This is a genomic window from Flavobacterium psychroterrae (assembly GCF_018380615.1).
Lineage (GTDB): Bacteria > Bacteroidota > Bacteroidia > Flavobacteriales > Flavobacteriaceae > Flavobacterium > Flavobacterium psychroterrae.
On the sequence record NZ_JAGYVZ010000010.1, the window covers coordinates 93,748 to 114,271 of the forward strand.

At 33.6% G+C, this 20,524-nt stretch carries 20 protein-coding genes; 9 read left to right on the plus strand and 11 right to left on the minus strand.

Features of this window, described 5'->3' with window-relative positions; all coding sequences use genetic code 11:
- Nucleotides 1–39: 39 nt before the first annotated feature.
- The 4 genes from KHA90_RS12100 to KHA90_RS12115 all read right to left on the minus strand — a co-directional run bounded on the left by KHA90_RS12100 (nucleotide 40) and on the right by KHA90_RS12115 (nucleotide 4,660).
- A complete protein-coding gene (locus KHA90_RS12100) occupies nucleotides 40–300 on the minus strand; it encodes a DUF3098 domain-containing protein (RefSeq protein ID WP_213299930.1) in 261 nt (86 codons plus the stop codon).
- Between the two features lie 74 nt (nucleotides 301–374).
- Nucleotides 375–1,250 (minus strand): cell division protein FtsX, encoded by an 876-nt coding sequence (locus KHA90_RS12105; RefSeq protein ID WP_213299933.1) that lies wholly within the window; start codon nucleotides 1,248–1,250, stop codon nucleotides 375–377.
- A gap of 404 nt (nucleotides 1,251–1,654) precedes the next feature.
- Nucleotides 1,655–4,216 (minus strand): TonB-dependent receptor, encoded by a 2,562-nt coding sequence (locus KHA90_RS12110; protein ID WP_213299936.1) that lies wholly within the window; start codon nucleotides 4,214–4,216, stop codon nucleotides 1,655–1,657.
- Between the two features lie 96 nt (nucleotides 4,217–4,312).
- Nucleotides 4,313–4,660 (minus strand): winged helix-turn-helix domain-containing protein, encoded by a 348-nt coding sequence (locus tag KHA90_RS12115; RefSeq protein ID WP_213299939.1) that lies wholly within the window; start codon nucleotides 4,658–4,660, stop codon nucleotides 4,313–4,315.
- Nucleotides 4,661–4,967: 307 nt separating this feature from the next.
- Here KHA90_RS12115 and leuS point away from each other — a divergent pair, with 307 nt between their 5' ends.
- Both leuS and KHA90_RS12125 read left to right on the plus strand, forming a co-directional pair.
- Entirely contained in the window at nucleotides 4,968–7,829 is a 2,862-nt protein-coding gene (leuS, locus tag KHA90_RS12120) for a leucine--tRNA ligase (protein WP_213299942.1), read from the plus strand.
- Between the two features lie 357 nt (nucleotides 7,830–8,186).
- Nucleotides 8,187–8,873 carry a zinc metallopeptidase gene (locus KHA90_RS12125; RefSeq protein WP_213299945.1) on the plus strand — a complete coding sequence of 229 codons (687 nt, stop codon included), beginning with the start codon at nucleotides 8,187–8,189 and terminating at the stop codon, nucleotides 8,871–8,873.
- Nucleotides 8,874–9,179: 306 nt separating this feature from the next.
- Here KHA90_RS12125 and KHA90_RS12130 read toward each other — a convergent pair whose 3' ends face one another.
- The 3 genes from KHA90_RS12130 to KHA90_RS12140 all read right to left on the minus strand — a co-directional run bounded on the left by KHA90_RS12130 (nucleotide 9,180) and on the right by KHA90_RS12140 (nucleotide 11,347).
- Nucleotides 9,180–9,650, minus strand: a complete 471-nt coding sequence (locus tag KHA90_RS12130) for an Lrp/AsnC family transcriptional regulator (RefSeq protein WP_213299948.1) — start codon at nucleotides 9,648–9,650, stop codon at nucleotides 9,180–9,182.
- 255 nt (nucleotides 9,651–9,905) lie between these two features.
- Nucleotides 9,906–10,655 carry a uroporphyrinogen-III synthase gene (locus KHA90_RS12135; RefSeq protein ID WP_173965978.1) on the minus strand — a complete coding sequence of 250 codons (750 nt, stop codon included), beginning with the start codon at nucleotides 10,653–10,655 and terminating at the stop codon, nucleotides 9,906–9,908.
- Nucleotides 10,656–10,669: 14 nt separating this feature from the next.
- Nucleotides 10,670–11,347, minus strand: a complete 678-nt coding sequence (locus tag KHA90_RS12140) for a DUF4271 domain-containing protein (protein WP_213299951.1) — start codon at nucleotides 11,345–11,347, stop codon at nucleotides 10,670–10,672.
- A gap of 106 nt (nucleotides 11,348–11,453) precedes the next feature.
- On the opposite strand from KHA90_RS12140, the gene KHA90_RS12145 reads away from it, so the two are divergent.
- Genes KHA90_RS12145 through KHA90_RS12155 form a run of 3 tightly spaced genes read left to right on the plus strand, consistent with a single transcriptional unit; the run spans nucleotide 11,454 to nucleotide 14,019 of the window.
- Nucleotides 11,454–12,179: a polyprenol monophosphomannose synthase gene (locus tag KHA90_RS12145; RefSeq protein ID WP_213299954.1), complete on the plus strand. Its 726-nt coding sequence runs from the start codon at nucleotides 11,454–11,456 to the stop codon at nucleotides 12,177–12,179.
- 10 nt (nucleotides 12,180–12,189) lie between these two features.
- Complete coding sequence (locus tag KHA90_RS12150; RefSeq protein ID WP_213299957.1) at nucleotides 12,190–13,530, plus strand: dihydroorotase; 1,341 nt, start codon at nucleotides 12,190–12,192, stop codon at nucleotides 13,528–13,530.
- 9 nt (nucleotides 13,531–13,539) lie between these two features.
- Entirely contained in the window at nucleotides 13,540–14,019 is a 480-nt protein-coding gene (locus KHA90_RS12155) for a DUF4296 domain-containing protein (protein ID WP_213299960.1), read from the plus strand.
- 2 nt (nucleotides 14,020–14,021) lie between these two features.
- Here the strand turns inward: KHA90_RS12155 and KHA90_RS12160 are convergent, their stop codons facing one another.
- Nucleotides 14,022–15,023, minus strand: a complete 1,002-nt coding sequence (locus tag KHA90_RS12160; RefSeq protein ID WP_213299963.1) for an NAD-dependent epimerase/dehydratase family protein — start codon at nucleotides 15,021–15,023, stop codon at nucleotides 14,022–14,024.
- Between the two features lie 212 nt (nucleotides 15,024–15,235).
- Here KHA90_RS12160 and tyrS point away from each other — a divergent pair, with 212 nt between their 5' ends.
- The 4 genes from tyrS (at nucleotide 15,236) to KHA90_RS12180 (ending at nucleotide 17,498) form a co-directional block, all read left to right on the plus strand.
- Nucleotides 15,236–16,531 carry a tyrosine--tRNA ligase gene (gene tyrS, locus KHA90_RS12165; protein WP_213299965.1) on the plus strand — a complete coding sequence of 432 codons (1,296 nt, stop codon included), beginning with the start codon at nucleotides 15,236–15,238 and terminating at the stop codon, nucleotides 16,529–16,531.
- 33 nt (nucleotides 16,532–16,564) lie between these two features.
- Nucleotides 16,565–16,768: a hypothetical protein gene (locus tag KHA90_RS12170; protein WP_213299967.1), complete on the plus strand. Its 204-nt coding sequence runs from the start codon at nucleotides 16,565–16,567 to the stop codon at nucleotides 16,766–16,768.
- A complete protein-coding gene (locus tag KHA90_RS25385; RefSeq protein ID WP_244860311.1) occupies nucleotides 16,761–16,916 on the plus strand; it encodes a type II toxin-antitoxin system RelE family toxin in 156 nt (51 codons plus the stop codon). Before KHA90_RS12170 ends, KHA90_RS25385 begins: the two co-directional genes overlap by 8 nt.
- Nucleotides 16,917–17,267: 351 nt before the next feature.
- Complete coding sequence (locus KHA90_RS12180) at nucleotides 17,268–17,498, plus strand: hypothetical protein (protein WP_244860312.1); 231 nt, start codon at nucleotides 17,268–17,270, stop codon at nucleotides 17,496–17,498.
- A 45-nt stretch (nucleotides 17,499–17,543) separates the two neighbouring features.
- Here the strand turns inward: KHA90_RS12180 and KHA90_RS12185 are convergent, their stop codons facing one another.
- From KHA90_RS12185 to KHA90_RS12195, 3 genes are all read right to left on the minus strand, one after another.
- Nucleotides 17,544–18,524, minus strand: a complete 981-nt coding sequence (locus KHA90_RS12185) for a LuxE/PaaK family acyltransferase (protein ID WP_213299970.1) — start codon at nucleotides 18,522–18,524, stop codon at nucleotides 17,544–17,546.
- A gap of 149 nt (nucleotides 18,525–18,673) precedes the next feature.
- A complete protein-coding gene (locus KHA90_RS12190) occupies nucleotides 18,674–19,012 on the minus strand; it encodes a T9SS type A sorting domain-containing protein (RefSeq protein ID WP_213299972.1) in 339 nt (112 codons plus the stop codon).
- A 112-nt stretch (nucleotides 19,013–19,124) separates the two neighbouring features.
- The gene (locus KHA90_RS12195; RefSeq protein ID WP_213299975.1) at nucleotides 19,125–20,324 is read right to left on the minus strand and encodes a hypothetical protein; all 1,200 of its coding nucleotides are present in this window, start codon (nucleotides 20,322–20,324) and stop codon (nucleotides 19,125–19,127) included.
- Between the last annotated feature and the right edge of the window lie 200 nt (nucleotides 20,325–20,524).

Here is a 20,524-nt window from a genome sequence, read left to right on the forward strand (position 1 = left end):
ATCTAAAGATCTAAGTTGTCTAAGCAGTCTAAAGAAAGTCTACTTAGATTTTTTAAAAATAGAATAAATTGTGATTCCAAAACCAATTAAAACAGTTGTTGGAGCTAAACGAATACGTCTAAAACTAAAAACATCTTCACTAAAAACATTCGGATTATCACTTCCTCCGCCAGACATTAAGATAAAGCCTAATGCGATAACGCCAATTCCTATTAATAAGATTTTGTAGTTGATACCATCAAAAAGGAATTCTTGCTTTTGTGGATGTTGTTGAGGTTCTTCTTTATAATTACTTTTCATTGTTGTCTATTTGTCAGCCTGAACGATGTCAAAGGCATTTTTTAAGTCTAAAATCTAAAATCTGCGATCTAAAATTAATAAAGATCGTCGGTTCTTAAATTAAGGAAACGTTGTGTTGCAAAATGTGTACTTACCCAGGTGATTAAAACTCCTAATCCGAAAACGGCCAATAAAACCAATCCTATTAGAACTTTGTCTTCTAAAATTCCTAATCCCGGGAAGTTACTTTCTACGTAGAATAAAACACCAATCAAAGCTACAATTGCTAATCCGGCGCCTAACATTCCTAATTTTACGCTTCGCATTACAAAAGGTTTACGAATAAACGATTTTGTTGCTCCAACCATTTGCATCGTTTTAATGATGAAACGATTTGAATGTATGGATAAACGCAATGAACTATTGATTAGTAAAACGGCGATTACAGCCAGGAAACAGCTAATAATCAAAATCCACATACTTACTTTTTTGATGTTGTCATTTACCAGATTTACTAATTGTTTGTCATAAACAATGTCTTCAATCATAGTGTTTTTGCGCAACTGGCTTTCAATTTGTAAAATACTGTCTCTTTCAACATAATCCGCTTTTAAGTGAATATCGTATGAATTCAATAAAGGATTTTCTCCTAAAAAGGTCAGGAAATCTTCTCCAATAATGTCAGTATGTTCTTTTGCTGCTTTTTCTTTGGTCACATACGCATAAGATCTCGCGAAAGGAGCTCTTTTTAATTCTGTGTTGAAAGCTTTTATCACACTATCATTAGCTTCGTTTTTAAAGAAAACCGTCATGGCGATTTTTTCTTTAAAATCATTGGCTAGTTTTTTAGAATTGATAATGAATAATCCCAGTACTCCTAAAAGGAATAAAACCAGAAATACACTTAGTACAACCGAAAAATAAGAGGAAATTAACCTGCGCTTTTGAAATTTATCAAAGTTAGAACTCATAGTTTGCTTAAATTATGTGGTAAAAATAATAAAGTATTTCTTTATTTGAAGTTAATAACGTTCAAAGTTTTGACTTTCGTGCTATAAAGATACAATTTTGAATTTGAAATTATATTTAACCTCGAAGTTTGGCAAGGATATTTTACCGTTGCGAACTTTTGCGGTTAAATTTTGCCATAGATTAAAGGATTAAAGATTGTGGACTTTGAGTATAAAGTTTAACGCAGATTTTACAGATTTAAGCAGATCTGTTTTTATATTATTAATAAAAAATCAAAAGAAAAAATCCGCTTAAATCTGCCAAATCTGCGTGAAAAAAAATCAGCCAAAGATTAAACAGATCAAAAATATTAGCGCACTCCGCGGTTAATTAATTTTTTGTTTTCATATAAAGTTGATTTGTTTTAGATTTTTTTGGTTTCCCAAACTAAAGACAAATAATATAGTCCGCCAATTGATGGCCCGCCCAGAATTGAACTATAAGGTTTGTTCAAAATATTAGTTCCGCCTAATTTGGCAATAATTCCTGTTTTTTTAAAATTATAATTAATTTGCGCATCCATAGACCAATAAGCAGGAACGGTCCCACTCACCAAAAAAGAAACATAATCAAAATTGTTTTGATAACGAGCCGTTGCGCTTGCACCAAGATTTCGCCAGATATTGCCTGCAATTAAAGTTCCGTTAACGTTAAATTCGGGCGTATTAAAACCATCTTCAAGCCCGTCTTTATCATCTGTTCGGTCCAGTTTAGTGTACGTTAAATTCGTTAAAGCGGTGAAAGTTTCATCAAAGCGATATTTTAAACCTAAACTTCCTCCGTAATTATAAATTTTACTTTTAGAATTCGTCCACAAACGATATCTGTTTTGAGTGTTTTTTGAATATAAAGCAGTAGGAATTTGAGCAGGATCTGTTGTGTTTGGAATACTTGCTTCAACTTGCGCAATAAAATTTTTATAAGCATTGTAATAAAAATCAGCATCAATAAAGAGATTATTGTTTAACGCAATTCCTCTAAAACCAAATTCAAATGAATTAACAAATTCTGGTTGTAAATAGGTATAAGGATTTTTCTGAATCGTATTTTTATTCTTTTCAATCGCTTGTGCCTGCGTTATTCCTAAAGTATTTACATCATTATTTACCTGCGATTGAAATTTATCGATAGAAGCTTTGGTATATGAATTCTCAAAAATTCCATCAGACATTATTCTTAATCCGCCAACACGTTTTACACCGCCGGAATTCACATTCGAAAAACCTTCAAAAATACTCGGGAAGCGATATCCTTTTTGATACGACGCTCTAAAACTTATTGTTTCTTTTGGAGAATAAACAGCCGTAAATTGTGGTGTGAATTTCGCATCAAAATAATCCGCTTTATCAATTCTTAAAGTCGCGCCAAGACTTAATTTATCCTGCCATAAATCTTTCGTCAATTGTGTAAATCCACCTGTTTTTTGATAGGTTAAATTTTCAGAAGGATGAACCGGATTGATAAAATAATTTCCGTCAGGAACTATTATATAGGTTCTGTAATCAAAACCGCTTAATAATTTTGCGTCTATTTTTTCAAAGAAAGAAGTAAACGCTTTGTCCCAATTCAATAAACCTTCGGCATGAACCAAAGTCGATTTTACGCGTAAAGCCGCACCAATATCCCAATTATTAATATCAATTAATTCGTTTTTCTTTTTTTCATACGCTTCGGTTCCGGGCTCAAATCGTCCCTGATCAGATGTTGTTCGCGCAATTTTATGAGCATCCGCAATAGCAGAACCGTTTGTTATGGCATTTTTATAAGCCGTGCTATAATCTGCAAACCATTTATCATCAGATTTATAAGCGCGATCCATATTCTCAGCAAGTGAACGCATATTGTATGAGTTTCCGGTATTTTCGGTTGTTGCATACGCTTTAACCTGAAATAGTGGCGTGTGATAATCTGCCGAAAATTGATTTAAGTTATAATCGTCTAGTCGAAATCTATTCGAACGCTGATAAATCGTATTGATTAAAGCCGTTTTATAAGTCACGACTAATTCATGGTCTTTTTTAGGACGAAAATACAAACCAATATCAGCTATGTAATTTTTGATATCATAATCAGAAATATCAGTTTCGCGATATCCGGTTCTGGCAACGACATAATTTTTGCCGTTTAGGTTTAATGTTTTCCTGTTTGCCGATTCATTTCCGTAGCCATTTACTTCATCATAAGCGGGATTGTCAGCGCCGTATAAATTGGTCGAAGCATTCGCGTTTGGAGCCAAATCGGTTCTGTCATCCGCAACCCAATCTGTTCCTCCGGTCGATGAAGCATTTAGTTTAATCGCAAATTTAGAACTGAATGCTTTTGCAAAACGCATATTAAACTGCGAATAAACCTTTGGTGAAAACCGGTCAATATTGCCAACATGATTTACGCCTGTTAATTGCTGAATGCTGATGCCCTGATAGTCAAAAGGATTTTTAGTTTGAATATTTGCCAGGCCGTTTATGGCATTCATTCCGTACAAAGCGGCGGCTGTTCCCGGAATAATTTCGATTTTATCTATATCGAGATCATTTGCGCCGAGTGCATTGGCAATTGGAGCGCCCAAATGAGGAGCCTGATTATCGATTCCGTCCACTAATTGTGCAAAACGAACGTTTGTTGAATTGGCAAAACCTCTTGTATTGATGACTTTAAAACCTAAACTGGGCGTAATAATCTGGACACCTTTTACATTTTCCAGCGCTTCATAAATACTTGGCGATCCCATTTTTTTGGCTTCCGCCGATTTTAATTGTTCAATGCTGATAGGCGAGCGCATGATTTTTTCAGATCTTCTGGAAGCAGTAATTACAACTTCATTTAATTCTTCTTTTTTGATACTGTCCTGATTTTTTTTGGAATTTTCTATTTGAGAAAAGCTTTTAAAACTTATAAAAAGCAGGAATATGTAAGCTTGTAATTTCATAAATCAATTAATATTTTCAGTATGTTTTGAAATGAATACTGACAGTTTGAAAAATTGGTTTTTAGTTATTTGTTTTTTAAATGAATTTGATGTTTTTTAAAATTTCAGATTTTGAGTTTCTTTTTGAGCAAAATCTTTAATTCGTTTTTCGATTTCGTAAAAAATTACAATTGCTTTTTCTCCCGCTTCGGTCAGTTTTGCACCTCCGCCGCCTTTTCCACCAAGAAGTTTTTCGACCAAAGGACTTTCAGCACGCTGATTCATTTCTTCTACGAGTTGCCACGCTTGACGATACGACATTTTCATTTCTTTCGCAGCATTTGTAATAGATCCTGTTTTTCGAATATTCTCTAATAACCATATTTTTCCAATTCCTAAAAATGGACCTTCGGTTTCCTGAATCCAAAGTCGGACTTCGACAGAATATTTTTTACTATTATCCATTTAATCATTTAATAATCTAACAAAAATAGTGGTTTTTATGTAATATTATTCTCTCGATGCTTCTTTTGTACAGGATTAAAATCCAGCGCTACAATATAATTCGTTTCTGCGGAATTTTAATAACAAAAGATATTCTGCTACGTATTAAAACGTAAAAATAAGTATTTTTACGTAATCATAAATAGGTGTTTTGTTATTTTATTTTTTTGTCAACGAAATAGCTTTGGTACAATCTGTAATAAATGTAAATTTGCGAACTTAAAACTTAGAAACTTAGTTACTCAGTAGCTTAGCAACTCAAAAAAAAATGAAATACAATCCAAACGAAATCGAAGAAAAATGGCAAAAATATTGGGCTGAAAACCAAACTTTTGCTGCATCAAACAATTCTGAAAAACCCAAGCATTATGTTCTGGATATGTTTCCTTATCCGTCAGGTGCAGGATTACACGTTGGGCATCCGCTGGGTTATATTGCTTCAGATGTTTATTCTCGTTTCAAAAGACATCAGGGTTTCAATGTTTTGCACCCAATGGGATATGATAGTTTTGGATTGCCGGCAGAACAATATGCGATACAAACGGGACAGCGTCCTGAAGATACAACGCGCGTAAATATTGACGGTGGAGTAGATAAAGAAGGAAAGCAAATTGCAGGATATAGAAAACAATTAGATAAAATTGGTTTTTCATTTGATTGGAGTCGTGAAGTACGTACTTCAAATCCTGATTATTACAAACATACACAATGGATTTTTATCCAATTATTTAATTCCTGGTATTGCAGAAAAGAAGGAAAAGCATTTGATATTTCAGAGCTTGTAAAAGTTTTTAGTGAAGAAGGAAATGTTTTGGTTGAAGCTGTTTGCGATGATAATGTTGCCATTTTTACAGCAGAAGAATGGAACTCCTATTCTGAAGATCAAAAAGAAAAAATCCTTTTGCAATACAGAATGACGTATTTAGCAGAAACAGAAGTAAACTGGTGTCCTGGTTTAGGAACTGTTTTGGCAAATGATGAAATTGTAAACGGAGTTTCAGAGCGTGGAGGATATCCTGTAATCCGCAAAAAAATGACCCAATGGAGCATGCGAATCTCTGCTTATGCAGAACGTTTGTTGCAAGGTTTAAATGATATCGACTGGAGCGAATCTATAAAAGAATCACAAAGAAACTGGATTGGAAAATCGGTTGGGGCAATGGTAACTTTTCATGTGAAAAATCATGATGAAGTGATTGATGTGTTTACTACAAGACCTGATACTATTTTTGGGGTTACCTTTATGACTTTGGCGCCGGAACATCCTTTAGTCTCAAAAATAGTTACTATAGAACAAAAAGCGATTATTGAGGCATATATCGAAAAAACAGCAAAACGTTCAGAACGTGAGCGTATGGCCGATGTAAAAACTATTTCTGGCGTATTTACCGGAGCTTATGCAGAGCATCCTTTTACAAAAGAAGCAATTCCGGTTTGGATTGGGGATTATGTTTTGGCAGGTTATGGAACTGGTGCTGTAATGGCGGTTCCTTGTGGAGACGAAAGAGATTATGCTTTTGCTAATTTCTTTAAAGGTCAAAACGGAATGCCGGAAATCAAGAATATTTTTAATAAGGATATTTCCGAAGCTGCTTTTGGAGCTAAAGAAGGGTTTGAATTAGTAGATTCTGATTTCCTAAATGGATTAAATTATAAAACAGGAACTCAAAAAGTAATTACCGAATTAGAAGCGATAAACCAAGGAAGCGGAAAAACAAATTACCGTTTGCGTGATGCTGTTTTCTCTCGTCAGCGTTATTGGGGAGAACCTTTCCCGGTTTATTATGTAAATGGTTTGCCAAAGATGATCGACGCGCAATATTTGCCAATTATCTTGCCGGAAGTTGAGAAATATTTACCAACCGAAGATGGTTTGCCTCCGTTAGGAAACGCAACAATCTGGGCTTGGGACACAAAAAATAATGAAGTTGTTAATACAGATTTAGTTGATAATTTCGAGATTTTCCCTCTTGAATTGAACACCATGCCGGGTTGGGCAGGAAGTTCATGGTATTGGATGCGTTATATGGATGCGCATAACGAAACCGAATTTGCAAGTAAAGAAGCTTTGGCGTATTGGGAAAGTGTAGATTTATATATTGGAGGAAGCGAACACGCAACCGGACATTTATTATACTCTCGTTTCTGGAATAAATTCTTAAAAGACAAAGGTTTTGCTCCAACCGAAGAACCATTCAAAAAACTGATCAATCAGGGAATGATTTTGGGAACAAGTGCTTTTGTGTATAGATTAGAAGGAACAAATACTTTCGTTTCTAAAAACAAAATTGGAGATCAAAAAGTACAGCCAATTCACGCTGATGTTTCAATAGTAAATTCTTCTGATGAACTGGATGTGGAAAAATTCAAAAATTCAAGAGAAGAATATAAAACCGCAGAATTCGTTACAGACGAAAACGGAAAATACATCGTTGGTCGGGAAGTCGAAAAAATGTCGAAATCAAAATACAATGTAGTAACTCCGGATGATATTTGCGATGAATATGGAGCTGATACATTGCGTTTGTACGAAATGTTTTTAGGTCCGTTAGAACAGGCAAAACCTTGGAATACTGCAGGAATTTCAGGAGTATTTGGATTCCTGAAAAAATTATGGAGATTGTATTTTGACGATAATGGTTTAATAGTAAACAACGACGAACCAACAAAAGACAACTTAAAATCATTACACAAAACCATTAAAAAAGTAGCAGAAGACATTGAGAGTTTTTCTTTTAATACTTCAGTTTCTCAGTTTATGATTTGTGTAAATGAATTATCAACTCAAAATTGCCATTCAAGAGCAATCTTAGAACCGTTAGCGATTTTGGTTTCGCCTTATGCACCACATATCGCAGAGGAATTATGGTCACAATTAGGAAATAAGGAATCAATTTCAACCGTTGCTTTTCCTGTTTTTGAAGCAAAACACTTAGTTGAAACTAATAAGGAATATCCGGTTTCTTTCAACGGAAAAATGCGTTTCACAATCGAATTGCCTTTGGATTTAACCAAAGGTGAAATCGAAGAAATCATTATGAAAGATGAAAGAACATTGAAACAATTAGATGGTAAAACACCAAACAAAGTAATTATCGTTCCTGGTAAAATCATCAATTTGGTTGGTTAACCAAATAAATTCCATCCCGATAGCTATCGGGATTAAAATTCCAAATTCCAACTTTTGTTGGGGTTTGGAATTTTTTTTATTTTTTTTGCCACAAATTTCACAAATTTTCACCAATTCAATTCGTGTAAATTCGTGCAATTTGTGTCGAAATGATAGAAGCGCAAGCATTGCGTCTCCATATTGAAAAGTTTGTTGTTTAAAAAAAAACAAATTCCGACCGAATTAATAATATTTCTTATCAAAATAATCTTTTAAATTAATTTGATTTCAAAATGCCAAAATGACATTTTTTGAAATTGGTTCATAAATTGCAGTTTGTTTTGTAACTTTAATAATCAATCAAATAAAAATTATAATATGGGAAGTGAATATTTAATTCTGGCAGGAGCAATTATGTTGTTCAGTTGGATGGTGAGTTCAAAGCTCAAAAGTAAATTTGAATTATACTCGAAATTGCAATTACGAAACGGAATGAGCGGCGCCGAAATTGCCGAAAAAATGTTAGCCGATAATGGTATTACTGATGTTCGTGTGATTTCAACTCCGGGACAGTTAACGGATCATTATAATCCTACAGATAAAACTGTTAATTTAAGTGAAGCAGTTTATAATCATCGTAATGCTGCTGCGGCTGCTGTTGCGGCACATGAATGCGGTCACGCCGTACAACATTCTATAGGTTATGAATGGTTGACAATGCGATCTAAATTAGTGCCAATTGTAAACGTTGCATCAAATTATATGCAATGGATTTTATTGGCGGGAATTCTGATGATTAGAACTTTTCCGCAATTGTTATTAGTTGGAATTGTAGTTTTTGCAGTAACAACTTTATTTTCGATTATAACTTTGCCGGTAGAATATGACGCAAGTAACAGAGCGCTTGCGTGGTTAGAAAATAAACATATGCTTACACAAGAAGAACAAGCAGGAGCAAAAGATGCATTAAAATGGGCGGCCAGAACTTATTTAGTAGCTGCAATAGGATCTATTGCCACATTGTTATACTATATCTCGATTTATTCCGGAAGCAGAAGGAACTAAAAAAAACAAATTCCAATTTAAAAAATCCAAATTCCAAATTATTGGAATTTCAACCCTGGAGATTTTTATAAAAAACCATATAGGGTTTTGTTGTTTACATATGTATATTAAACCGGATTAAATCCGACCCCAAAATATAGCCCACGCCAAAGACTTTTTTTTAGTTCCGAAGGAACATGTTATATTGTAGGGCTGGACTTCAGTCCAGTTTATTTCATGAACATTATATTTATAAAAGACAACAAACCCGACAGGTTTCAAAAATCTGTCGGGTTTGTTATTTGTTTAAATTAAAATTTGGAATTTCTATAATTGAATCTGCCTGTCAATCTGCTGATCCAATGATATAAATGTTTCAGTTCTTGAAACGCCTTCAATGGCTTGAATTTTTGTATTTAAAAGCTGCATTAAATGCTCATTGTCACGACAAATGATTTTTATCAAAACCGACCAGTTTCCTGTTGTATAATGACATTCGAGAACTTCGGGAATTTTTTTTAAATCTTTTACGGCTTCAGAGTTTCGCGAAGCTTTGTCGAGGTAAACGCCAATAAATGCCATTGTGTTATAACCTAAAACTTTTGGGTTTACAGTGAATTTAGATCCTGAAATTACGCCTGATTGTTCGAGTTTCTTCAAACGCTGATGAATCGCAGCTCCGGAAATGCCTATTTTATTGGCGATTTGTAAAATAGGTTTTCGGGCATCATACATTAAATAGCGTAGAATTTCTTTATCGATACCGTCAATTTCAATTATAAGGGAGTTGATTTTCATAAGAGTTGTAATTTCAAACTAATTTTGGTTATTTGGTTTTAGTTATAAATCAAATATAATCAAAATGCTTTAAAAAGAAAAATTCCAATATTTGAAATTCCAAATTCCAAATGAAGATGAAACTTTCTTATTTATTTGTTTGCCGGGCTTTAAGACTTTGATAAAAATTAGTGAGATTCAATTAAAAAGAAAAATTCCAAATCCCAACGGTAAAGTTGGAATTTGGAATTTTAAAAATTGAATATTTTGAAGGAATTACTTCCCTTTGTTTGCTTCGCTAATGTATTTTTCTAAAGCCATTGTCATTGAAGGAGTTTCAGGAGTTGGAGCAAGAATATCGATTCTTAAACCATGATCAAGAGCTTCTTTTTGAGTTGTGCTTCCAAAAACTGCAATTCTGGTATCGTTTTGTTTGAAATCAGGAAAGTTTTTAAACAATGATTTAATTCCCGTTGGACTAAAGAATGCCAGAACATCATAATAAACATCTGCAAGATCAGATAAGTCACTCATTACTGTTTTATAAAAAACAGCTTGTGCCCAATCAACTTTCAGGTTGTTTAGTGTTATAGGAGCATCGGCATTTAATTGGTCAGATGCAGGAAGCAAAAACTTTTCGTCTTTGTACTTTTTAATAAGAGGTGATAAATCCGCAAAATCTTTTGCTCCAACGTAAATCTTACGCTTTCTATACACAACATACTTTTGCAGGTAAAATGCAACAGCTTCAGATTGGCAGAAATATTTCAATCCTTCAGGAACTTTATAACGCATTTCATCTGCTACTCTAAAAAAATGATCCACCGCATTACGGCTTGTCAAAATTATTGCAGTATAATGATTAAGATCGATTTTTTGTAATCGTATCTCTTTTGCATTAACCCCTTCCACATGAATAAATGGTCTGAAATCAATTTTTATTTTGTGTTTTTGTTGGAGCTCAAAGTAAGGAGAATTTTCCACTTTAGGTTCAGGCTGTGACACCAAAATTGTTTTCACTTTCATATAATAAACGTTTTCTAAGCACTCCCTTTTGTAATCCAATAATAGAGAAAATAATAAGGTGCTATTTCAAGAGCGCAAAGATATAAAATAAAATAAAATAACTTACCGATTATTGCGTTTTGATACGTTTTTATTGAAATAAAATATGAGTATAGGCTAATACACAGTGAAATAGCGATTATTACCAGCGGTATAACCTGAGGAATATTGTCATAATAAAACAAAATTGCATTAACAGGAAGGATTAAAATGCCAATATAAGTTCTGTATGTAACTTTTTGTAAGTTAAAAAGATCGGCAAATTCATCAATGTTGAATGAAGTTGCAACAATTTTTTCGATTAGAAATTTTGCTAAAATAAAATAAAGTAAAAATGTAGCGATCTGAATAAACAGTAACCAGTCCGTTTTATCGGTTTTTCCGGGATATTCAAAAATATGCATCGTTAACTGAATAAAAAAAGCATATGAAATGACTTGTACAAAAAACAAGCCAACCGTAAAGCTGCTTTTTAAATGGTTGTTATCACGATAAATTTTTGCGTATTTGTCTGAAAAAATAAGCTTGCTAAATTCGCTAAATCGAGTTTCGTAAGCTGATTTAGTCATAGCAACAACAGCAAAAGTCAACACAAATAAAAGTGTCGCCCAGTCTCTGTTTTCGATAATTCGAGGGTGAAGTTGTTCAATCATAACGATGCAAAATTAGTAATTTTTTGTTTCAATACTTTTATTATAAATTTATTATGAATGAAATGCTATAAAAAGTTTACTTTTGCGATGAAATTTACGCAGAAAAATGAATGATTGTATTGTCATAATTCCCACTTATAACGAAATCGAAAATATTGAAAGTATAGTTAGAGCTGTGCTCTCGCAACATAAACCTTTTCATCTTTTAATTATAGATGATAATTCTCCGGATCATACGGCTGCTAAAGTAATTGCGTTGCAGGAAGAATTTCCTGACAGATTATTTTTAGAACAAAGAGCCAAAAAATCAGGTTTAGGAACTGCTTATGTTCATGGTTTTAAATGGGCTTTAGAACGCAAATACGATTATATTTTTGAGATGGATGCTGATTTTTCGCACAACCCCAATGATCTTGAAAAATTATTTGATGCTTGTCATTTTGGCGGGGCACATTTATCAATTGGTTCCCGTTATGTAACGGGTGTAAATGTGGTAAACTGGCCTTTGAGCCGTGTTTTAATGTCTTATTTTGCATCGGTTTACGTAAAGTTTATCACCGGAATGAAAATTCACGATGCTACGGCGGGTTTTGTTTGTTATAAAAGAGAAGTGTTGGAAAAAATCAATCTTAACAAAATAAAATTTGTGGGTTATGCCTTTCAAATCGAAATGAAGTACAGAACGTATTGTGCTAAATTTGAAATTACAGAGGTTCCAATTATCTTTACAGACAGAACTAAGGGAGTTTCAAAAATGAGCAATGCCATCATAAAAGAAGCTATTCTGGGTGTTATTTCACTTCGATTAAAAAAATTAGTCAATAAATTATAAATACATGGCGATGAATAGGATTTTAATAAAAAATGCTAAAATTGTAAACGAAGGATCTGTTTTTGAAGGAGATGTATTGATCGAAAACGACTTAATTGTTGAGGTTGCCGACAGCATTAGCTTAAAAACATCCGATTGTAAAGTGATTGATGCCGAAGGAAGTTATTTGATTCCGGGCGCAATTGATGATCAGGTACATTTTAGAGAACCGGGATTAACACATAAAGGTGATATAGAATCAGAGTCGAGAGCTGCGGTTGCAGGAGGAATTACTTCGTTTATAGAACAGCCCAATACAGTTCCTAATGCAGTTACTCAGGAGATCCTTGAAGATAAATACCAAATTGCAGCTGTGAAATCATTTGCGAATTATTCGTTTATGATGGGTGCAACAAATGATAATCTGGAAGAAGTTTTAAAAACAAATCCAAAAAATGTTGCGGGAATCAAGATTTTTCTAGGTTCTTCAACAGGAAATATGCTGGTGGATAACGAAGCGACTTTAGAAAAAATATTTTCAAGTACACCAATGTTAATAGCGGTTCATTGTGAAGATGAAACTACAATTCAAAATAATCTTGCAGAATTTAAAGAGAAATATGGTGATGATGTTCCGGTAACGGCGCACCATTTGATTCGTAGTGCTGAGGCTTGTTATATTTCGTCTTCAAAAGCGGTGGCTCTGGCAAAAAAAACAGGAGCTCGTTTGCATATTTTTCATCTTTCGACTGCGAAAGAAATGGAATTGTTTACCAATAAAATTCCTTTAGAAGATAAAAAAATCACGGCAGAGGTTTGTGTACACCATCTTTGGTTTACCGATGAAGATTATAAAACAAAAGGTAATTTCATTAAATGGAACCCGGCTGTTAAAACTGAAAAAGATCGAAAAGCGCTTTGGGATGCTTTAAATGACGGACGTATTGATGTAATTGCTACAGATCACGCGCCACATACTAAGGAAGAAAAAATGCAATCGTATTTAAACGCTCCTTCTGGTGGACCACTTGTTCAGCATGCTGTCGTTGCAATGTTTGAAGCGCATCATCAGGGGAAAATTAGTGTGGAGAAAATTGTGGAGAAAATGTGTCACAATCCTGCTAAAATTTTTAAAATAGAAAAAAGAGGTTTTATAAAAGAAGGATATTTTGCTGATTTGGTTATTGTAAATCCAAGTTTGCCGTGGAGCGTAAAACCAGAGAATATTTTGGCAAAATGTGGCTGGTCGCCTTTTGAAAATTATACTTTTAAATCAAGAATTACCCACACTTTTGTGAACGGTGAATTGGTTTATAATAATTTTAAAGTGAAAGATATCCGCAACGGAAAGAGATTATTGTTTGATAGATAAAAAACTGAAATGAAAAATTTTATAGTAATAGTATTGGTTTTGTTTCTTTCTGTAAGTTGTAAAAAAGATTTGGTCAAACAGCCTGCAAAACTTATTGAGAGAGAAAAAATGATTGATATTATGTATGATTTGTCTCTGTTGGATGCTATGAAATATCAACATCCCTTGTCAGCTGATTCTACCGAAACTGATCCGACTAAATTTATTCTCAAAAAATATAAAGTTGATAGTTTACAGTTTGCGCAAAGTAATATATACTACGCCACTGATTACGAAAACTACAAGAAAATGTTTGATGAAATTGGTAAAAGACTTGCCGTTACTCAAAGAGCTACAGATTCAATAGTGAAAATTGAAGATAAAAAAGCAGCGAAAGAAAAGAAAAATAAACCGAAGGATTCTATAAAAGATGCGGTTAAAAAACCTTTGAAACAACAAGTAAATATTGATTCAATAAAACAGTTAATTCAATCGAGAAAAAACAAATAGTTTTATAATTTCGAAACGTCTTTTATATATTGATGCACATCAAGAAAAACCGTTCCCAGAGCGGTTTTTATTTTTTCATTAGAATACAAATTTTTAGAATAAGAAGCTTTTGCAGTCGCTTTTGTAATTCTTCTTTTCTGAAAAAACAAAGTAGCAAAAATCAAATCTGCCATCCATAGAAAATTCATCAATAATGGCTTAGCATGAATAGTTGGTTTTTTTGCTTTCAAAGCATCGGCAATTGTGTTTAGAATGTCCCTGAAAACAATATTATCTGAAATTAATGTAAAGCGCTCGTTTTTGATGTCACTTTTCATTAATTCATGAGCAATTTTTACCACATCATTTATTGCTATAAACCCTGTGCTTCCAAGTGTGTAAAACGAAAGTCCGTTAGCTACTTTTGTATAAAGTTCAGCACTTCCTTGTGCGCAAATTTTTGCAGTTGGAACTGGTCCTAAAATTACGCCCGGATTTAAAATAATAACATCAAGACTTTCTTGAAGTCCACGCCAGACTTCCATTTCGGCACCATATTTAGAAATGGCATAATCGCTGTGAGGTTTTTCCGGATTCCAGTCTGTTTCCTCGGTAATATAGGTTTCGTGTGGAGCGATATCTCCTAAAGCAGCAATAGAACTTACAAAACAGAATTTCTTTATTCCTTTGGCGATAGAAAAATTGACCATATTGGCGGTTCCTTCTATATTAGTTTTTCGAAGTAATTCTTCATCTTTTGGATCAAATGAAATTAAAGCCGCGGAATGGTAAACATACTGAATGTCAATAAAAGCAATTTCTAACGAAGGAACATCTAAAATATCGGCTTCAAGCCAATTGATTTTTTCGAATAGATCCTCTTTTTTATACAGTTCAAAAACTGATTTTGTTTTTTTGATATTATTTTGGTTGCGGTAAATAGCCCGAACGTTTTCTCCATTTTCAATTAAATGAAGCAATAAATGTGCGCCTACTAAACCTGTTCCTCCAGTTACTAATACCATTTTGTAAAGATAACTTTTTGCTTTAAAGGTGCAAAGTTACAAAGGTTTTTTATAAAGGTTCAAAGGCTCAAAGTTGCAAAGGGACAGAGGTTCTAAGTTTCTGTTTGCATTACCATTGAAATTGCTTTTGAAACTGGTATTACTATTTTCATTGAAATTGTTTTTTGTCATTGCCATTGCCTTTGATTACATTTGCACAAATTATTTTAAAAATGAAGAATCTAGTTGAAGAATTAAAGTGGCGCGGGTTATATCATGATAGCATGCCAGGAACGGAAGAACAATTGCTTAAAGAAGTAACTACAGCATATATAGGTTTTGATCCAACGGCAGATTCACTACATATTGGTAGCATGGTTCAGATTATTTTATTGGTTCACTTAAACAGAACGGGGCATAAAGCGATTGCTTTGGTTGGTGGTGCAACGGGAATGATTGGTGATCCATCCGGGAAATCTGATGAGAGAAATTTACTGAATGAAGAAACTCTGGCTAAAAATGTTGCCGGAATCAAAAGTGTTTTGTCTCGTTTTTTAGACTTTAATTCAAAAGATGAAAATGCTCCTGTTATGGTGAACAACTATGACTGGATGAAAGAATTTTCGTTTATTGATTTTGCACGTGAAGTTGGAAAACGTATCACGGTAAATTATATGATGGCGAAGGATTCTGTTAAAAAGAGACTTGCCGGAGAAGGCGAAGGAATGTCTTTTACAGAGTTTACATACCAATTAATTCAAGGTTACGATTTTTATCATTTATATAAAAACAACAATTGCGTTTTGCAAATGGGAGGTTCTGATCAATGGGGTAATATTACTACCGGAACAGAATTAGTGCGCAGAATGGGAGGAGAAGGTGCAAAAGCTTTTGCATTGACAACTCCATTAATAACAAAAGCAGACGGTTCAAAATTCGGGAAATCTGAAGGCGGAAATGTTTGGTTGGATGCTGATAAAACTTCAGTGTATAAATTTTACCAGTTTTGGGTAAATGCCACTGATGTTGATGCTGAGAAATATATTAAAATTTTTACTTTTCTGGATAAAGAAACGATCGATGCTTTAATCGAAGAGCACAAAACAGCTCCGCATTTAAGAGTTTTACAGAAGAAACTGGCTGAAGAAATTACAATTTTTGTTCATTCTGAAGAAGAATTAGAGAAAGCGATTCAGGCTTCGAATATTTTGTTCGGAAATTCTACAGCTGACGATTTGAAGAAATTAGATGAAACTACTTTTTTGGAAGTTTTTGACGGAGTTCCTCAAGCTGAAATCGCAAAAGCTGATTTAGAAAACGGATTGGATATTGTTGCTGTTTTAAACGAAAAAACGGGTTTTTTTAAATCAAACGGAGAAGCAAGACGTGCATTGACAGCAAATTCAATTTCTGTAAACAGAGAAAAAATAAAGGAAGATTTTGTATTAACATCTAATGATTTAATCAACAATCAGTTTGTGTTATTGCAAAGTGGGAAGAAGAATTATTTTGTTATTAGAGTAAAATAATTGTCTAACTTTACGTGAAATACAATTATAGCTATGAAAACGCAATTTTTAACAGATAATAAGGGAAAGAAAACTGCTGTTTTATTGCCGATTGATAAGTATAATAAAATGATTGAAAAGTTAGAAGACTTGCATGATATTAAACTATATGATGAAGCTAAAAAAGAAGATGATGGCTTTAGAATTTCATTTGATGATTATGTGAAATCAAGAGAGTCTAAGAAGAAGGATGTATAAAATTGATTTTTCGAAAAAAGCACAAAAGAAACTTGATAAATTGTCAGATGAGATTGCAAATCCAATTTTATTTGCAATTGGGAATCTTTCTCTTGATCCGAGACCTAGCGGTTGTAAAAAGTTAAAAGGAGGTCAGGTTATAGAATAAGAATAGGTGATTAAAGAGTTATTTATGAAATATTTGATGGGAAACTTTTGATTGATGTTGTCGATTTAGGACATCGAAAAGATATTTATGAATAATTAAATGAAATTGCGAATATCAAAATCCCAATAGCTCGAAAGAGTTGTTGGGATTTTTTTGTTGTAAAGCGAAAGAAAATTTCTGTTAACGATAAAATCAAATGATTTATTTCATTAAGTTTATCACTTAAAAATCAAATATATTTTTGGATTTATATTTATCTACTGGATTTGGAAAGCATTCAGTGATTTAGCTATTCACTTCAATAAAAACAAATGGAAATATTTCTTTATTGGATTAGTATCTTATTATGGAATGACTTTTATTTCCGGATTTATTTACGCTATCATACTTGGATTCATTAATGGATTTGATTCTCTTGCTGATGGAGATTATGATGATGCAGGGTTAAATTTAATTTTTGCACTCTTTGGTGGACTTGGATGCTATGGTGTTTATAAGTTTCTAGAAAGCAGAGGATTTAAACAAAGAGAATTAGCAAGTAAAGACGGAATAGAAAGTATAGGGGTTATAGAGGAAAACTGAACATTGTCTGGTTCCGATTCACCAATTAAACAAATCAATATTAAACTATAACACCATCAAATTGCAACCACGAATATCAGAATTATCAAAACGTCCCAATACCTCAAAAGAGTTGTTGGGATTTTTTTTGCCTAAATCTTGTGTTGCAATAAACGAACAAGAATTGATGTTAGCTAAATCAATAACGTTGATTCCGCCGGTTTTTCCATCTTTGACATATGTGAGCGCGTCTTCGGGATCACGAACTAAAATATGCATCCAGGATGGACATTCGAATACGCCTTCGCCTAAAGAATAAGCTTGTCCTAAAAGTTCGGTCATTCCGTATTCTGAATGAATTGCCGAAACTCCAAAGCCTTTGCAAAGCTGTTCGTGCAATTCTTGACGAATCATTTCTTTACGTTTGCCTTTCATTCCTCCGGTTTCCATAATAATGGTATTTTGAAGATTGAATTGATGCTTTTCGATTAAATCCAATAAAGCATAAGTAACACCAATCAAAATTACATTTTGACCGGATTGGTCTAATGCGGTAAGTTTTTTGATTAAGTCGTCGTGATTGTGCAAATAAAATCCACTGTCAGGTTGATTGGATAGTTTTATTAAGTCTTCGACCATGTAAATAAGCGAAGATCCATCACGCTCTAAATAAGACGGCAAAAGAGCTAAAACAACGTAATCCTCAATATTTCCATAAAATTGAGAAAATCCGTTACGGTAACTTTCTTCATAAAGTGAAGCATCAGTAACGATATGTCTGCTGGTAATCATTCCGGTTGTTCCGCTGCTGGTAAAAGTAACCTGCGCAGGATCATTATTAGAAATAACATCATGACTTTTGAAAAACTGAATAGGTAAAAACGGAATTTGTTCCAATGATTTTACCTGCTGTGGATTTACTTTTAAAAAATCGCAGAAATCACGATATACCTTGTTATTCTCATGCTGAAAACGAAACACTTTTAATGCTGTTTTTTCAAATTGTTTCTGACTCGAAATCGTGAATATATCGTTGGCTGTGATCAAAACTTTTTTTGTGCAAAGATATTGATTTTAGTTTTCAGTCGCAGTTTTTCAGTCGCAGTTTTTGGAATGTAATGAAACTGAAAACTGAGACTGTGACCGAAAACTAAAAAAGCTCCTGAAAAGGAGCTTTTTTTTTGTTGTATTTTGATTTATCGAATAATAAGCTTTCTGGTTGCAGAAGCATTTTCTTCGCTTATTTTAATGATATAAACGCCGGGAACAAGATCAGACACGTTTAATTCTCTTGAACTTAAATGTGTTTGAAGTATTTTTTTGCCCAGAATATCAAAAATTATGATTTCTTTTTCTAAATCGTTTTTAGACGAAATATTTACTTTTCCGTTTGTAACCGGATTAGGGTACAAGCTTAAACCCTCAATGGTAGTTGCATCTTGAGGTTTTGGTAATTGCTTACTATCTTGCGCCGAGACACTTAAAGTAAAGAAAAAAGCCAATAAGAATGTAATATAAAAGTAGTTTTTTGCCATCGCGTTATTTTGATTACTGTAAATATATACAAAAAAAATTACAAAAACTACGCCATAAAAAAACATCCTAAAAATTTAGGATGTTTTTAACAATTATATTTGAAATACTTGATTAGAAACCAACTGACCAACCAGCAGCCCATGTTGGAGCCAAAACTCCATTTCCAGCTCCTGTCGCAGTCGCTGATTCAGTTAAGATAGCAGATACATCAGCACTTACTCCACTTGTAGCAGGAGCAACAGCAGTTTTCTTTCCTTTAGTTTTTGCAGGTACATCAGTAACAAATAATACGTTTGATACTTTTAAAGATGTTCCAACAAAAGCAATAGTTTCGTCGTTTTCAACATCAATTCCAGTTGCCCAAGCGCTTAAAACTACGTTTGTAATGATTCCTTTAGTTCCTCTTCTTAATTTGATAGCTTGATTTTCAGCAAAGTTAGCAACAGCTGCAGTACTTCCAGGTCCAACAAGACTTATGTTTGTGATAGTAGGGTTAGCGATTGGAGTAAAAGCATATCCGAATTCAAAGTTATCAGCTTCGATTCCTCTGTTTCCTTTTCCAAAATCTAATTTACCATACCAGTTTGTGTTTGTACCATTCCATCCTTCAGTCCAGTCAAATTGATCATCTTCGTTACCGATAGAGATTAAGTTTGTAGTGTTTACAGATCCTCCGAAGAATTCAAATCCGTCATCAGCACCGTGGTAAGCTTCTACGTTTTCAACAACAGTTCCAGAACCAACTCCGAAGAATGAAAGTCCGTTAAATTCTTTTTCAGAGTTAAAAGCAGCACCAGCGTACTCAATTCTTAAATATTTGATAGAACCTGAGTTATCAGCAGAGTTAGTTCCTCCGTAAGTTAATTCGGCAACTTCAGATGTAGCTGTACTAGCACCACCACTTACGCGGTTAATTGGAGCTTTACCACAAATTACTAAACCACCCCATTTTCCAGCTTCTTTAACTGTAGCAGTCATGATAACTGGTTTTGCAGCTGTACCGTTTACGTTGATTTTTCCTCCTTGTGCGATTGCGATATAAGATGCAGTTCCGCCAGTACCTTCAATAGTTGTTCCAGCAGGAATTGTTAAAGTTGCTCCATTTTCTACTTTTATTGCACCAGTCAATTTATAAGTTTTAGATGCATCAAGTACAACTTCACCATCAGCGATAGTTCCTTTAAAATTAGCAGCATCAGCAACAAATGTTGAAGTTGGTGTTTTTGTATTGTTATCATCACTAGAACAACTTGTAAGTAGGCCTCCTGATAAAGCGATAACTGTAACGAAATTTAAAATTGATTTTTTCATAATCGTTTTAATAATGTTTTTTTTGTGTTTAATTTCTTGTTGCAAAGATGGATCAGAAATCTTTTTTGGATGTTAAGTAACTGTGATTCTTAGTTTAATAAATAGCATTTTTTATATTAACTAAATGTTAACTGCTTAACATATCGTTTGAGGCAAATATGCAGTAAAAAATAAGACAGCTCTAGAGCTGTCTTATTACT

Coding starts and splice junctions, on each gene's coding strand:
- KHA90_RS12100 (WP_213299930.1), bottom strand. CDS start 300: ATGAAAAGTAATTATAAAGAAGAACCTCAACAACATCCACAAAAGCAA.
- KHA90_RS12105 (WP_213299933.1), bottom strand. CDS start 1,250: ATGAGTTCTAACTTTGATAAATTTCAAAAGCGCAGGTTAATTTCCTCT.
- KHA90_RS12110 (WP_213299936.1), bottom strand. CDS start 4,216: ATGAAATTACAAGCTTACATATTCCTGCTTTTTATAAGTTTTAAAAGC.
- KHA90_RS12115 (WP_213299939.1), bottom strand. CDS start 4,660: ATGGATAATAGTAAAAAATATTCTGTCGAAGTCCGACTTTGGATTCAG.
- leuS (WP_213299942.1), top strand. CDS start 4,968: ATGAAATACAATCCAAACGAAATCGAAGAAAAATGGCAAAAATATTGG.
- KHA90_RS12125 (WP_213299945.1), top strand. CDS start 8,187: ATGGGAAGTGAATATTTAATTCTGGCAGGAGCAATTATGTTGTTCAGT.
- KHA90_RS12130 (WP_213299948.1), bottom strand. CDS start 9,650: ATGAAAATCAACTCCCTTATAATTGAAATTGACGGTATCGATAAAGAA.
- KHA90_RS12135 (WP_173965978.1), bottom strand. CDS start 10,655: ATGAAAGTGAAAACAATTTTGGTGTCACAGCCTGAACCTAAAGTGGAA.
- KHA90_RS12140 (WP_213299951.1), bottom strand. CDS start 11,347: ATGATTGAACAACTTCACCCTCGAATTATCGAAAACAGAGACTGGGCG.
- KHA90_RS12145 (WP_213299954.1), top strand. CDS start 11,454: ATGAATGATTGTATTGTCATAATTCCCACTTATAACGAAATCGAAAAT.
- KHA90_RS12150 (WP_213299957.1), top strand. CDS start 12,190: ATGAATAGGATTTTAATAAAAAATGCTAAAATTGTAAACGAAGGATCT.
- KHA90_RS12155 (WP_213299960.1), top strand. CDS start 13,540: ATGAAAAATTTTATAGTAATAGTATTGGTTTTGTTTCTTTCTGTAAGT.
- KHA90_RS12160 (WP_213299963.1), bottom strand. CDS start 15,023: ATGGTATTAGTAACTGGAGGAACAGGTTTAGTAGGCGCACATTTATTG.
- tyrS (WP_213299965.1), top strand. CDS start 15,236: ATGAAGAATCTAGTTGAAGAATTAAAGTGGCGCGGGTTATATCATGAT.
- KHA90_RS12170 (WP_213299967.1), top strand. CDS start 16,565: ATGAAAACGCAATTTTTAACAGATAATAAGGGAAAGAAAACTGCTGTT.
- KHA90_RS25385 (WP_244860311.1), top strand. CDS start 16,761: ATGTATAAAATTGATTTTTCGAAAAAAGCACAAAAGAAACTTGATAAA.
- KHA90_RS12180 (WP_244860312.1), top strand. CDS start 17,268: ATGACTTTTATTTCCGGATTTATTTACGCTATCATACTTGGATTCATT.
- KHA90_RS12190 (WP_213299972.1), bottom strand. CDS start 19,012: ATGGCAAAAAACTACTTTTATATTACATTCTTATTGGCTTTTTTCTTT.
- KHA90_RS12195 (WP_213299975.1), bottom strand. CDS start 20,324: ATGAAAAAATCAATTTTAAATTTCGTTACAGTTATCGCTTTATCAGGA.